The organism is Enterobacter sp. C6 (assembly GCF_008122455.1).
GTDB classification, from domain to species: domain Bacteria; phylum Pseudomonadota; class Gammaproteobacteria; order Enterobacterales; family Enterobacteriaceae; genus Enterobacter; species Enterobacter pseudoroggenkampii.
This window is the reverse complement of the sequence record NZ_QPFW01000248.1, coordinates 1-13531: the sequence shown is the minus strand read 5'-3', so window position 1 is coordinate 13531 and position 13531 is coordinate 1. Positions and strand designations below refer to the sequence as shown.

The 13531-nt window shown below is 57.6% G+C and carries 15 protein-coding genes; 6 read left to right on the top strand and 9 right to left on the bottom strand.

Annotated elements, in window-relative coordinates; all coding sequences use genetic code 11:
• Positions 1–6 precede the first annotated feature (6 nt).
• The 5 genes from ruvA to aspS all read right to left on the bottom strand — a co-directional run bounded on the left by ruvA (position 7) and on the right by aspS (position 4243).
• Positions 7–621 (bottom strand): Holliday junction branch migration protein RuvA, encoded by a 615-nt coding sequence (gene ruvA / locus DOU50_RS20595; RefSeq protein WP_023312236.1) that lies wholly within the window; start codon positions 619–621, stop codon positions 7–9.
• A gap of 80 nt (positions 622–701) precedes the next feature.
• Positions 702–1223 (bottom strand): crossover junction endodeoxyribonuclease RuvC, encoded by a 522-nt coding sequence (gene ruvC / locus DOU50_RS20590; protein WP_003859749.1) that lies wholly within the window; start codon positions 1221–1223, stop codon positions 702–704.
• 34 nt (positions 1224–1257) lie between these two features.
• Positions 1258–1998: a YebC/PmpR family DNA-binding transcriptional regulator gene (locus DOU50_RS20585; protein WP_008500447.1), complete on the bottom strand. Its 741-nt coding sequence runs from the start codon at positions 1996–1998 to the stop codon at positions 1258–1260.
• Between the two features lie 27 nt (positions 1999–2025).
• A complete protein-coding gene (gene nudB, locus DOU50_RS20580; RefSeq protein ID WP_148770089.1) occupies positions 2026–2469 on the bottom strand; it encodes a dihydroneopterin triphosphate diphosphatase in 444 nt (147 codons plus the stop codon).
• Between the two features lies 1 nt (position 2470).
• Positions 2471–4243, bottom strand: coding sequence for an aspartate--tRNA ligase (gene aspS / locus DOU50_RS20575; RefSeq protein WP_148770087.1), 1773 nt, complete (start codon positions 4241–4243; stop codon positions 2471–2473).
• Positions 4244–4506: 263 nt separating this feature from the next.
• Between aspS and DOU50_RS20570 the strand changes: the two genes are divergently transcribed.
• From DOU50_RS20570 to cmoB, 5 genes are read left to right on the top strand one after another with little or no spacing between them, the layout of a single operon-like run.
• Positions 4507–5073: a hydrolase gene (locus tag DOU50_RS20570; RefSeq protein WP_024909689.1), complete on the top strand. Its 567-nt coding sequence runs from the start codon at positions 4507–4509 to the stop codon at positions 5071–5073.
• Positions 5070–5888: a DUF72 domain-containing protein gene (locus tag DOU50_RS20565; RefSeq protein ID WP_148770085.1), complete on the top strand. Its 819-nt coding sequence runs from the start codon at positions 5070–5072 to the stop codon at positions 5886–5888. The genes DOU50_RS20570 and DOU50_RS20565 overlap by 4 nt, the downstream gene beginning before the upstream one ends.
• Positions 5889–5939: 51 nt before the next feature.
• A complete protein-coding gene (locus DOU50_RS20560) occupies positions 5940–6335 on the top strand; it encodes an MAPEG family protein (RefSeq protein WP_021240443.1) in 396 nt (131 codons plus the stop codon).
• 40 nt (positions 6336–6375) lie between these two features.
• Complete coding sequence (gene cmoA, locus DOU50_RS20555; RefSeq protein WP_048992239.1) at positions 6376–7119, top strand: carboxy-S-adenosyl-L-methionine synthase CmoA; 744 nt, start codon at positions 6376–6378, stop codon at positions 7117–7119.
• Positions 7116–8087: a tRNA 5-methoxyuridine(34)/uridine 5-oxyacetic acid(34) synthase CmoB gene (cmoB, locus tag DOU50_RS20550; RefSeq protein WP_024909685.1), complete on the top strand. Its 972-nt coding sequence runs from the start codon at positions 7116–7118 to the stop codon at positions 8085–8087. Before cmoA ends, cmoB begins: the two co-directional genes overlap by 4 nt.
• A 175-nt stretch (positions 8088–8262) precedes the next feature.
• Here cmoB and cutC read toward each other — a convergent pair whose 3' ends face one another.
• Positions 8263–9006 (bottom strand): copper homeostasis protein CutC, encoded by a 744-nt coding sequence (gene cutC, locus DOU50_RS20545; protein WP_032647799.1) that lies wholly within the window; start codon positions 9004–9006, stop codon positions 8263–8265.
• A gap of 78 nt (positions 9007–9084) precedes the next feature.
• Positions 9085–9645 carry a VOC family protein gene (locus tag DOU50_RS20540; RefSeq protein ID WP_148770083.1) on the bottom strand — a complete coding sequence of 187 codons (561 nt, stop codon included), beginning with the start codon at positions 9643–9645 and terminating at the stop codon, positions 9085–9087.
• Positions 9646–9884: 239 nt separating this feature from the next.
• Between DOU50_RS20540 and argS the strand changes: the two genes are divergently transcribed.
• Positions 9885–11618 carry an arginine--tRNA ligase gene (argS, locus tag DOU50_RS20535; RefSeq protein ID WP_024909682.1) on the top strand — a complete coding sequence of 578 codons (1734 nt, stop codon included), beginning with the start codon at positions 9885–9887 and terminating at the stop codon, positions 11616–11618.
• A 57-nt stretch (positions 11619–11675) separates the two neighbouring features.
• Here argS and flhE read toward each other — a convergent pair whose 3' ends face one another.
• Together flhE and DOU50_RS20525 are read right to left on the bottom strand one after the other, a co-directional pair.
• Positions 11676–12068 (bottom strand): flagellar protein FlhE, encoded by a 393-nt coding sequence (gene flhE / locus DOU50_RS20530; protein ID WP_024909681.1) that lies wholly within the window; start codon positions 12066–12068, stop codon positions 11676–11678.
• Positions 12068–13531 (bottom strand): flagellar biosynthesis protein FlhA (locus DOU50_RS20525; RefSeq protein ID WP_148770081.1); only part of this gene is annotated, 1464 nt, incomplete at its 5' end. The genes DOU50_RS20525 and flhE, both read right to left, overlap by 1 nt.

Genomic DNA, 13531 nt, shown 5'->3' with positions numbered 1-13531 from the left:
TTTACCTCACAATGCAGCGCGCAGCGCTTCGCGAATCAGGGTTTCACTGCTGGCGTCCGGTTTGGCAATTTTGCTCACCATACGGCTGGCCTCCTGAGGTTTATAGCCCAGCGCCACCAGCGCGGCAACCGCTTCCTGCTCGGCATCATCATCCGTGGCAGGGCCGCCTGGCGAGGTCAGTACCAAATCGGCAGCCGGCGTGAACAGATCGCCATGCAGACCTTTAAAGCGGTCTTTCATCTCGACAATCAGGCGCTCTGCCGTTTTCTTGCCGATGCCCGGAAGCTTAATCAGCGCAGCAGGATCTTCGCGCTCAACGGCATTCACAAACTGTGGCGCTGACATGCCGGATAAAATCGCCAGCGCCAGCTTCGGGCCAACGCCGTTAGTTTTAATCAGCTCGCGGAACAGGGTCCGCTCCTGCTTGTTATTGAAGCCGTACAGCAGCTGGGCATCTTCACGCACCACAAACTGAGTAAAGACAATCGCCTCTTTGCCCGCGTCCGGCAGCTCATAGAAGCAGGTCATCGGCATATGGACTTCATAGCCCACGCCACCCACTTCCAGCAGCACTAACGGGGGTTGTTTTTCAATGATGATGCCTCTGAGTCTGCCTATCACGTGACGCTCCTGCGTTCTGGGAGAAATTAACTGCCGACATAATAAAAAAAGGCTGGATGTTTATCCAGCCTGATTTCTCATTATCGTAACCTGCCTCGCGCCAGATTAAGCCGCGACTCGCTCATCTGCATCGCGTTCTGGCTGACGTGACAGTGGGTAATCGCAATCGCCAGCGCATCCGCGGCGTCGGCCTGTGGGTTCGCTGGCAGCTTCAGCAGGGTACGCACCATGTGCTGCACCTGACTTTTCTCCGCGCTACCAATGCCCACCACCGTCTGCTTGACCTGACGTGCCGCGTATTCAAATACCGGCAAATCCTGGTTGACCGCAGCCACAATGGCCACTCCGCGCGCCTGACCGAGCTTTAGCGCCGAATCGGCGTTTTTCGCCATAAAGACCTGCTCGATAGCGAAATAGTCCGGCTGAAACTGGGTGATGATCTCCGATACGCCCGCATAAATGAGCTTCAGGCGCGACGGCAGATCGTCCACTTTGGTGCGAATACAGCCGCTGCCGAGGTAGGTTAACTGGCGTCCCACCTGACGGATAACGCCATAACCGGTGACGCGTGAGCCTGGGTCAATCCCGAGAATAATCGACATCACGCGTCTCCTGTAACGGATTTACACGCTCTCATTAGAGAGTCGCTGCAACCTCATCAGAGATTTCACCGTTGTGGTACACTTCCTGCACGTCGTCGCAGTCTTCGAGCATGTCGATCAGACGCAGCAGTTTTGGTGCGGTTTCCGCATCCATGTCCGCTTTGGTGGACGGGATCATGGACACTTCAGCGTTGTCCGCTTTCAGGCCAGCCGCTTCCAGCGCGTCGCGCACGGCACCCATCTCTTCCCATGCGGTGTAAACGTCGATAGCACCGTCATCGAAGGTCACCACGTCTTCTGCACCGGCTTCGAGCGCCGCTTCCATGATCGCATCTTCATCGCCTTTCTCGAAGGAGATGACGCCTTTTTTGCTGAACAGGTAAGCAACGGAACCGTCAGTGCCCAGGTTGCCACCGGTTTTGGTGAACGCGTGGCGCACTTCCGCAACGGTACGGTTACGGTTGTCGGACAGGCACTCAACCATCACCGCCGTACCGCCAGGGCCGTAACCTTCATAGATGATGGTTTCCATGTTCGCGTCTTCATCGCCGCCCACACCACGTGCGATAGCACGGTTCAGGGTGTCACGCGTCATGTTGTTGGACAGCGCTTTATCAACCGCCGCGCGCAGACGCGGGTTAGAAGCCGGGTCACCGCCGCCCAGACGCGCTGCCGTCACCAGCTCGCGAATGATTTTGGTAAAGATCTTACCGCGCTTGGCATCCTGTGCCGCTTTGCGGTGTTTGGTGTTGGCCCACTTACTATGACCTGCCATAAAAATATCCTCAAAGAGCGCGCCTTTTCAGGCAGCGTTAATTACAAATTCTTCAATCGCCTGCCGGTTGCTCCACGACTTGGTCAGTGCGGCGGCCTCCGCCGCATTCACCCAGCGGTAGGTCAGGTGTTCGGTAAACACGATCTCCCGTTCATGGGGGAGCGCGAGACAGAACCACGACTCCGTGTTGCGCCTGGTACCCGGCGCGTAGCGATGACGTAAATGGCTAAAAATTTCAAACTCCACCGTGCGCTGACAGTCCTTCAGGGTCAGTTGCTCGCGGGCAACGTCAATGGCGACCTCTTCCTTTACTTCACGCACGGCGGCCTGCGGCGCGGTTTCTCCCTCTTCCAGACTGCCGGTTACCGACTGCCAGAAATCAGGGTCATCGCGCCGCTGCAACATCAGCACCCGCTTCGTGTCTTCTGCATAAATGACCACCAGAACCGAAACGGGAAGCTTATATTCCATATCAGTTTTTCTCTTCCTTCTTCACCACTTCAATGCCCAGCTCAGCCAGAGAGGCTGGGTTAGCAAAGCTTGGCGCTTCGGTCATCAGACACGCTGCGGCAGTGGTTTTCGGGAAGGCAATAACATCACGAATGTTATCGGTGCCGGTCAGCAGCATGGTCAGTCGGTCAAGACCGAAGGCCAGACCCGCGTGCGGAGGCGTACCGTATTTCAGCGCGTCCAGCAGGAAGCCAAACTTCTCGCGCTGCTCCTGCTCGTTGATGCCCAGGATGCTGAACACGGTCTGCTGCATTTCACCGCTGTGAATACGCACGGAACCGCCGCCCACTTCGTAGCCATTGATAACCATGTCATAAGCGTTCGCGACCGCGTCTTCCGGCGCCGCTTTCAGCTCTGCTGCCGTCATGTCTTTTGGCGAGGTGAACGGGTGGTGCATCGCCGTCAGGCCGCCTTCACCGTCGTCTTCAAACATTGGGAAGTCGATAACCCACAGCGGCGCCCATTTGTTTTCGTCGGTCAGGCTCAGGTCTTTGCCGAGCTTCAGACGCAGCGCGCCCATCGCATCCGCCACGACTTTCTTGTTGTCTGCGCCGAAGAAGATCATGTCGCCGTCCTGCGCGCCGGTGCGCGCAAGGATCGCTTCCACGATGTCCGCGTTCAGGAATTTCGCTACCGGGCTGGTGATACCTTCCAGACCTTTCGCACGCTCGGTCACCTTAATATAGGCCAGACCTTTCGCGCCGTAGATCTTGATGAAGTTGCCGTAGTCGTCGATCTGCTTGCGGCTCAGTGCTGCACCGCCCGGCACGCGCAGGGCCGCCACGCGGCCTTTAGGATCGTTAGCCGGGCCAGCGAAGACGGCAAACTCAACGCCTTTCACCAGGTCTGCAACGTCCACCAGCTCCATCGGGTTACGCAGGTCTGGTTTGTCGGAGCCGTAGCGACGCTCGGCTTCAGCGAAGGTCATAATTGGGAAATCGCCCAGTTCAACGCCTTTTACGTCGTTCCACAGGCTACGCACCAGGGCTTCCATCACTTCACGCACCTGCTCGGCGGTCATGAAGGAGGTTTCCACGTCGATCTGGGTAAATTCTGGCTGGCGGTCAGCGCGCAGGTCTTCGTCGCGGAAGCATTTAACGATCTGATAGTAGCGATCGAAGCCGGACATCATCAGCAGCTGTTTGAACAGCTGCGGAGACTGCGGCAGCGCGTAGAATTTACCTTTATGAACGCGGGATGGGACCAGGTAGTCGCGCGCGCCTTCCGGCGTGGCTTTGGTCAGCATCGGGGTTTCGATATCGAGGAAACCGTGATCATCCATAAAGCGACGCACCAGGCTGGTGATTTTTGCACGGGTTTTCAGGCGCTGAGCCATTTCCGGGCGACGCAGATCCAGGTAGCGGTATTTCAGACGCGCTTCTTCAGTGTTGACGTGGTTGGAGTCCAGCGGCAGCGCTTCAGCACGGTTGATGATCGTCAGATCGGACGCCAGCACTTCGATGGCGCCCGTCGCCATGTCGGCGTTGACGTTTTTCTCGTCACGCGCACGCACGGTGCCAGTAACCTGAATGCAGAACTCATTACGCAGCTCAGAGGCCAGCTTCAACGCATCTGCGCGATCCGGGTCGAAGAACACCTGAACGATACCTTCGCGGTCGCGCATATCGATGAAGATAAGGCTACCAAGATCACGACGACGATTGACCCAACCACACAGGGTGACCTGCTGTCCGACGTGGGACTGACGCAGCTGCCCGCAATATTCTGTACGCATGAGATATCCCTTAATTAGCCGCAGGCTAAATGTCGCCTGGTATGCAGGCTACTATGTCGCAGCTTTCTGTATGTCACAACTGGATGAAAAAAGGCGGCTATTATACTGGAAATTCCGCCGGACGATAAGAGCGAACCACGGCCAGGCGGTCGTTTGCTGCACTCTTATTGCGCATTCTCACAAAAATTAACAAAATTATGCGACCAATAACAGGCCATCACGTCGTATGGTGTCCAGAAGTGATTAATTTAACGGGAGTAACAATGTTAACCCTTGATGCCAAAAAAACCGCGCTTGTAGTGATTGATTTACAGGAAGGCATTTTGCCCTTTGCCGGTGGCCCGCATACCGCAGACGATGTGGTCAGCCGCGCCGCTCGCCTGGCGGAGAAATGCCGTGCCAGCGGTGCGCAGGTGGTCATGGTGCGCGTCGGCTGGTCCGCGGATTACGCCGAAGCGTTAAAACAGCCCGTGGATGCGCAGGCACCCGCCCGAGCCCTGCCGGAAAACTGGTGGACGTACCCGGTCTCACTCGGCAAACGCGACAGCGATATTGAAGTGACCAAACGCCAGTGGGGTGCCTTCTACGGTACCGATCTCGAGCTGCAGCTCCGCCGTCGCGGCATTGACACCCTCATCCTGTGCGGCATTTCCACCAATATCGGCGTGGAGTCAACCGCCCGCAACGCCTGGGAACTGGGCTTTAATCTGGTGATCGCCGAAGATGCCTGCAGCGCGGCCTCCGCGGAACAGCATCAGGGCAGCATGACCCATATCTTCCCGCGCATCGGCCGCGTGCGCAGCACGGATGAGATCCTTCGCGCACTATGATGTATGTGGGCCTGCCCCAGTGGTCGCACCCGAAATGGGTGCGCCTTGGCATCACCAGCCTTGAAGAGTATGCCCGACACTTCAACTGCGTCGAGGGCAACACCACCCTGTATGCGCTCCCCAAAGCTGAGATTGTCGCACGCTGGCGGGAGCAAACAACCGACGATTTCCGTTTCTGTTTTAAGTTTCCGGCGACCATTTCTCACCAGGCCGCGCTGCGAAACTGCGGTGAGTTGACCGACGAATTCTTTGCCCGGATGGCGCCTCTGGCAAACCGCATCGGCCAGTACTGGCTGCAGCTTCCCGCAGTCTTTGGCCCTCGCGACCTGCCCGCACTGTGGACGTTTCTGGACGCCCTGCCCCGGGAGTTTACCTACGGGGTGGAGGTCCGACACCAGGATTTCTTTGCGAAGGGCGAAGCAGAAAAAGCGCTCAACCGCGGCCTTCTTGAGCGTTCCGTCAACCGGGTGATCCTCGACAGCCGTCCGGTGCACAGCGCAATACCGCACAGTGAGGCCATCATTGAGGCGCAGCGAAAAAAACCGAAAGTGCCGGTCCACGCCATCGTGACTGCGCAGAACCCGATGGTCAGGTTTATCGGCAGCGATAACATGCAGCAAAACCAGAAGCTGTTCGCCGTCTGGCTGGAAAAACTGGCCTCGTGGGAACACACCACCACGCCGTATCTCTTTTTGCACACGCCGGATATTGCCCAGGCCCCCGAACTGGTCGATGCTCTGTGGCAGGCCTTGCAGACTGCGGTGCCGTCCGTGGGCAGCGCCCCTTCCATCCCACAACAATCTTCTCTTTTCTGATATCCCCCCCTATCATAGTGAAGTGCCATCTGCCAAAAACAGGGAGTTTGTATGGTCAGCGCGCTGTATGCGGTGTTAGGTGCATTACTGCTGATTAAGTTTTCATTTGATGTTGTGCGCCTCAGAACGCTGTACCGTGTCTCTTACGGTGACGGCGGATTTTCAGAGCTACAAAGCGCTATTCGCATTCATGGCAACGCGGTCGAATACATTCCCGCAGCCTTAATCCTGCTGCTTTTTATGGAGATGAATGGCGCAGAAACCTGGATGGTGCATATCTGTGGCCTGCTTCTTATTGCTGGCCGCCTGATGCATTATTACGGCTTTCACCACCGCTTAATCCGCTGGCGTCGCTCCGGCATGAGTGCGACCTGGTGTTCGCTTTTGCTGATGGTGCTGGCTAACCTGTGGTATATGCCGTGGGAGTTGGTTTTCTCCCTCCATTAGCGCACAATACGCCACTTTATTTTTCCCGGATTTTTACGTTATGTCAGATCGCGACACGCTTTTTTCCGCGCCTATCGCCAGCCTGGGCGACTGGACCTTCGATGAACGGGTAGCTGAAGTCTTCCCGGATATGATCCAGCGCTCTGTTCCCGGTTATTCCAATATTATCTCTATGATCGGCATGCTGGCTGAGCGCTTCGTTCAACCCGGCACGCAGGTCTATGACCTGGGCTGCTCGCTCGGCGCGGCAACGCTGTCGGTTCGTCGTAATATTCACCAGGAAGGCTGCCGAATCATTGCCGTCGATAACTCCCCGGCCATGGTTGAGCGCTGCCGTCGCCATATTGACGCGTACAAAGCCCCTGTTCCGGTGGACGTGGTGGAAGGTGATATCCGCGAGATTGAGATCAATAACGCCTCGATGGTGGTGCTGAATTTCACCCTTCAGTTCCTGGTGCCGGAAGACCGCCAGCTGCTGCTGGACAAAATTTATCAGGGGCTGAATCCTGGCGGCGCGCTGGTGCTCTCGGAGAAATTCAGCTTCGAAGATGCCGAGGTTGGCGAGCTGCTGTTCAACATGCACCACGATTTCAAACGGGCGAACGGCTACAGCGAGCTGGAGATCAGCCAGAAGCGCAGCATGCTCGAAAACGTGATGCTGACGGATTCCGTAGAAACCCACAAAGCGCGTCTGAGCAAAGCCGGGTTTGAGCACAGCGAACTGTGGTTCCAGTGCTTTAACTTTGGTTCGCTGGTGGCGCTGAAAGCGGGGAAACCGGCATGATCGAATTCAGTAACTTCTATCAGCTGATTGCCAAAAACCAGCTCTCCCACTGGCTGGAAACCTTGCCCGCGCAGATTGCCGCCTGGCAGCGCGATCAGCAGCACGGCCTGTTAAAGCAGTGGTCAAACGCGGTGGAGTTTCTGCCCGAGCTGACCCCGCATCGTCTGGATCTTCTGCACAGCGTAACCGCCGAAAGCGAAGAGCCGCTTCCGGCCGGGCAGATCAACCGCATCGAAACGCTGATGCGCAATCTGATGCCGTGGCGCAAAGGCCCGTTCTCGCTGTACGGGGTGAACATCAATACCGAATGGCGCTCGGACTGGAAATGGGATCGCGTTCTGCCGCACCTTTCCGACCTGACCGGACGTACCATTCTGGACGTGGGCTGCGGCAGCGGTTACCACATGTGGCGCATGATTGGCGCGGGCGCGCACCTGGCGGTCGGTATTGACCCGATGCAGCTGTTCCTGTGCCAGTTTGAAGCGGTACGTAAGCTGCTGGGTAACGACCAGCGCGCGCACCTGCTGCCGCTGGGCATTGAACAGCTCCCTGCCCTGAAAGCGTTTGATACCGTGTTCTCCATGGGCGTGCTGTATCACCGTCGTTCTCCGCTGGAGCACCTGTGGCAACTGAAGGATCAGTTGGTCAGCGGCGGCGAGCTGGTGCTGGAAACGCTGGTGATCGAAGGGGATGAACATGCTGTTCTGGTGCCGGGCGATCGCTACGCGCAGATGCGCAACGTTTACTTCATCCCTTCCGCGCTGGCGCTGAAGAACTGGCTGGAGAAGTGCGGGTTTGTGGATGTGCGGATTGCCGATGTCAGCGTGACCTCTCTCGAAGAGCAGCGCCGCACCGACTGGATGATTACCGAATCGCTGGAGCAGTTCCTCGACCCGGCCGACCACAGCAAAACCATCGAAGGCTATCCGGCCCCGATGCGTGCGGTGTTGATTGCGACCAAGCCGTAGCCTGTTAGCCAGGTGGCGGCTGCGCCTTACCCGGCCTACTCCCGATTTTCCAGGTCCGGTAAGCGAAGCGCCACCTGGCGCAGGAGAAAAAAAGGCCCCTGTTGAAATTGCAGGGGCCTGGTACAAGCAAGCATCATATTGGGCGACATGATGCGCGGTAAAAATCGGTACGTTGCTACACGTGATGGCGCTCAATCAGCGACTTCATTTCCGCAACCGACTCTCCCTCTACGCCGTAGCGTGAATACTCATCTGCTTCAGCATCCGTCGACATTGACAACCCTGTATTGCGATAACGCATGGGCGAAGGTATCCATTTACCCGCGGAGCTGTGCAGCTCTTCTACCCCAGCGTTTAAAAACCGTTCCAGATTGCTGGCGCGGACTCCCGCACCCGCCATTATTATTGGAACACCGGAATGTGCTTTTAGTTCCGTAATTAATTGCAGTCCTTTTTCAGCTGACGCCTGTTGACCCGATGTCAGAATGCGCGCCACGCCAAGTTCTCCAAGCGTTTCAAAGGCCTGAAGCGGATCTTTACACATATCAAATGCACGATGAAAAGTGACGGCCAGCCCCTGTGCGGCGCTCATCACCTGACGCATGCGCGGGAGATCGATATTGCCGTCTTCATCCAGCAGACCGGTGACCAGCCCGGGGAACCCCAGGTCGCGCACGAGGGCGATGTCTTCAAGCATGGCACTGAACTCGCCCGCCGTGTAACAAAAATCACCGCCGCGTGGGCGAATAATCGGGTGAACGGGAATGGTGACGGCCTGACGGGCAGACTTTAACACGCCGAAGGACGGCGTCAGCCCGCCCTCTTTGGGTGCCGCGCACAGTTCAATACGGTCAGCCCCGTGTTTTTGTGCGGTCACAGCACACTCCACGCTGTAACAACAAATCTCCAGCAGCGCCATTTAATCCTCCTGAAATCCCACTAAACGAATCATCATGCCACGCCGTCCATTTTCAGTCGCGGCGTGAACTCACATCTCTTACGCTTCGCTGGCAACGATCTGCTCAATGGTCCACGGATGAAACTTCACCGTGACCTGTCCGTCCGTGACGGCCAGCGTCGGGTTAGGTAACCGCTCGCGCTCGCCTTTGGGAGAACTGGTCTTCACAAAAATCCCCGGCTTGCTTAAGCCGTCGTCAGAAAGCAGGGCCAGCGCGCGCGCGTTCAACGTCTCCGGCTCACCCGGCAGGACAATTTCGATATGCTCCCAGCCTTCGTGCGGATAACGCTTCTCACCCGGCCACGGCAGTTCAATCACGGTGAATTGCCAGTGCGCCACGTTCACCGGTTCATGCAGTTTAAACAGGCAAATGGGGCGACCATTGATGATGTTCTCGGAGAGCAACACGCCGCACTGTTCGAAACCGCGACGCCAGCGCTCTGCGGTGGCATTCTGATGACAGCGCAAAGAGATGTGATCGGCCTCAAGCGGTGCGATATCCAGACCCAGACGGGTGGCAAGTTCTGTGAACGCCTGGGTGAAGCGCGGTAAATCTGCGGAAATATCATGCAGTTCGTCAATGGATTGCCAGTTCGCCATAATTCACTCTCTTTTCGTGTCGCAAAGCCGCTAATTTACTCTGTTGCCCTGTTTTGACCAACCGCTGAATCCGGCTTTTTATGACTGCATGTTTATGCACACCTTCACTGCCTGGATTCTGAGCAATCTTCAGGCCCCGCGATGCTGACGACAGAAGGCATTTGCAGTATACTCCCGCCCTAAATTCTTTAACTGGCGCGGGCGGTTGTAAGCCCGCATCAAAAACGTAAGGTATCCAGGTGAATATTCAGGCTCTTCTCTCCGAAAAAGTCAGTCAGGCACTGATTGCCGCAGGTGCGCCTGCGGATTGCGAACCGCAGGTTCGTCAGTCAGCAAAAGTACAGTTTGGCGACTATCAGGCTAATGGCGTGATGGCAGTGGCTAAAAAACTGGGCATGCCGCCGCGACAACTCGCTGAGCAGGTACTGACGCATCTGGATCTTTCCGGCATTGCCAGCAAAACCGAAATTGCCGGCCCGGGCTTTATCAATATCTTCCTGGAACCTGCGTTCCTGGCCCGCCACGTTGACGCGGCGCTGAAATCCGATCGTCTGGGTGTGTCCCAGCCGGAAGCGCAGACCGTCGTGATCGACTATTCTGCGCCGAACGTGGCGAAAGAGATGCACGTTGGCCACCTGCGCTCCACCATCATCGGTGATGCCGCAGTGCGCACGCTCGAGTTCCTCGGTCACAAGGTGATCCGCGCGAACCACGTGGGCGACTGGGGTACCCAGTTCGGCATGCTGATTGCTTACCTGGAAAAACAGCAGCAGGAAAACGCGGGTGAAATGGCGCTGGCGGACCTGGAAGGGTTCTATCGCGAAGCCAAAAAACACTACGACGAAGACGAAGCCTTTGCCGAGCGCGCGCGCAGCTACGTGGTAAAACTGCAGGGCGGCGATCAATACTTCCTCGAGATGTGGCGCAAGCTGGTTGACATCACCATGTCTCAGAACCAGCTTACCTATAACCGCCTGAACGTCACCCTGACCCGTGACGACGTGATGGGTGAAAGCCTGTATAACCCAATGCTGCCCGGCATTGTGGCGGACCTGAAAGCGAAAAATCTGGCGGTTGAGAGCGAAGGCGCAACGGTTGTGTTCCTTGATGAGTATAAAAACAAGGAAGGTGAACCGATGGGCGTGATCATCCAGAAAAAGGATGGCGGCTACCTCTACACCACTACCGACATCGCCTGCGCAAAATACCGTTACGAAACGCTGCATGCCGACCGCGTGCTGTACTACATCGACTCCCGTCAGCACCAGCACCTGATGCAGGCGTGGACCATCGTGCGTAAAGCCGGTTACGTGCCGGATTGCGTTCCGCTGGAACACCACATGTTCGGCATGATGCTGGGTAAAGACGGCAAGCCGTTCAAAACCCGTGCGGGCGGTACCGTGAAGCTTTCTGACCTGCTGGATGAAGCGCTGGAACGCGCCCGCCGTCTGGTGGCCGAGAAGAACCCGGACATGCCTGCTGACGAACTGGAAAAACTGGCCAACGCCGTGGGTATCGGTGCGGTGAAATACGCGGATCTTTCCAAGAACCGTACCACCGACTATATCTTCGACTGGGATAACATGCTGGCGTTTGAAGGCAACACGGCGCCATACATGCAGTACGCTTACACCCGCGTGCTGTCGGTATTCCGTAAAGCTAATATCGACGAAAGCGTGCTGGCAAATGCTGCCGTGACCATCACGGAGGATCGTGAAGCGCAGCTGGCGGCACGTCTGCTGCAGTTCGAGGAGACGCTGACGGTGGTCGCGCGTGACGGCACGCCGCACGTGATGTGTGCTTACCTGTACGATCTGGCGGGTCTGTTCTCCGGCTTCTACGAGCACTGCCCTATTCTGTCTGCGGAAAACGAATCGGTCCGCAACAGCCGCCTGAAGCTGGCGCAGCTCACGGCGAAGACCCTGAAGCTGGGTCTGGATACCCTGGGTATCGAAACCGTAGAACGTATGTAATACAAAAAACCCGGCAAGCGCCGGGTTTTATTTTTTGCAGTCCTGCTCACGCAACCGTCAACGGTAGTTCACGATGACAGAATTACTCTGCACCTTCAGCGCCGGGATCAAACGTCCCCCGCCCGGCACTTCCCAGATGAAACGCAAAGGCTCAATGGCCGGTACGCCGTTGAACGCCTGCGTCGTACCATTTTCGCCGTCGATTTCCGTGCAGCGCGTCTGAGAACAAAGACGCACCCGCAGTCCGGCTGGCGTAGGGCCAATCAGCCGGTAGTTCCAGACCACAAGGCCCATCTGACCGGAAACGCCTTCAGAAGGCGAAAGCGGATTAGAGGACATGGCGACGCCCCGGTTGCTGAGGGTCACCCCCATGCTGCTTGCCTGCCAGGTTCCCTCCCCGCCAGCCTGTGCCACCAGCGGGAAGAGTAAAATCCAAAGCCATTTACGCATTATTTTCCTCCAATCGTCGCGGTCATGCGGATATGACGGTTGTCCGACAGCTCCAGATTCGAGAGTACGACCAGCTGATTCAGGCTGCGACGCAGGAAGCGCGACAGCAGCGGACGCAGCGCATGGTTCACCAGCAGCACCGGCGGCGCGCCCAGCATCTCCTGACGCGCCAGCGCCTCCTGGGTTTGCGCCAGCAGACGGTCCGCCAGGCCCGGCTCCAGCCCGCCCCCGCCCTGCAGGGCCTGAAGCAGCAGGCGTTCAAGCGGCGTATCGAGGCCAATAACCTGCACTTCTCCAGTTCCCGGGAACCACTGCTGGGTGATTGCACGCCCCAGCGCCACGCGCACCACCGCCGTCAGCTCGTGCGGATCGCTCTGGATTGGCGCATGCTCTGCCAGCGTTTCCAGAATAGTGCGCATATCGCGGATCGGTACCTTTTCTTCGAGCAGGTTTTGCAGCACCTTGTGCAGCGTGGTCAGCGTCACCACGCCCGGGACCAGATCTTCCGTCAGCTTCGGCATCTCCTGCGTGACGCGGTCCAGCAGCTGCTGCGCTTCCTGACGGCCAAACAGCTCTGCCGAGAATTGCCCAATCAGGTGATTAAGGTGGGTCGCCACCACGGTACTGGCTTCAACAACCGTATACCCCTGGATCTGCGCCTGCTCTTTCAGGGCACTTTCAATCCAGATAGCGGCCAGACCAAAGGCCGGGTCGATGGTTTGCTCGCCCGGCAGCGTGCCTGCGGCGGTGCCGGGGTTAATCGCCAGCCAGCGGCCCGGATAGGCATCACCGCTGCCAATTTCAACGCCTTTCATCAGAATGCGATAGCGCGCGGGCGGCAGGTCCATATTGTCGCGGATGTGAACAACCGGCGGCAGGAAGCCCATATCCTGCGCGAATTTTTTACGGATGCTGCGGATACGGCCAAGCAGCTCGCCGTCCTGCTGGAAATCGACCATCGGGATCAGGCGATACCCGACCTCCATTCCCAGGGAATCTTCCAGCTGAACGTCGTTCCATGTCGCTTCGACGGCCTGGGTATTCTCCGGCATTTTTACCGGAACAGGTTCTGCAGCCGGTTTGGTTTCACGGCCGCGCATCCACCAGGCTAGCCCCAGCAGACCTGCCGTAAACAGCAGGAAGACGAGGTTTGGCATCCCCGGCACCAGACCGAGCAACCCGAGAACCGCCGCGGCAAGCAGCATGACGCGCGGGTTACTGAACAACTGACCCACCATCTGCTCGCCAACGTCCTGATCGGTACTCACGCGGGTCACGATGACACCCGCCGCCGTGGAGATAACCAGCGCCGGGATCTGCGCGACCAGACCGTCACCAATGGTCAGCAGCGTATAGCTTTCCGCCGCGTGGCCCATGTCCATCCCGTGCTGCAGTACCCCCACCAGCAGGCCGCCGACCACGTTAATCACCATGATCAGAATGCCTGCGATGGCGTCACCACG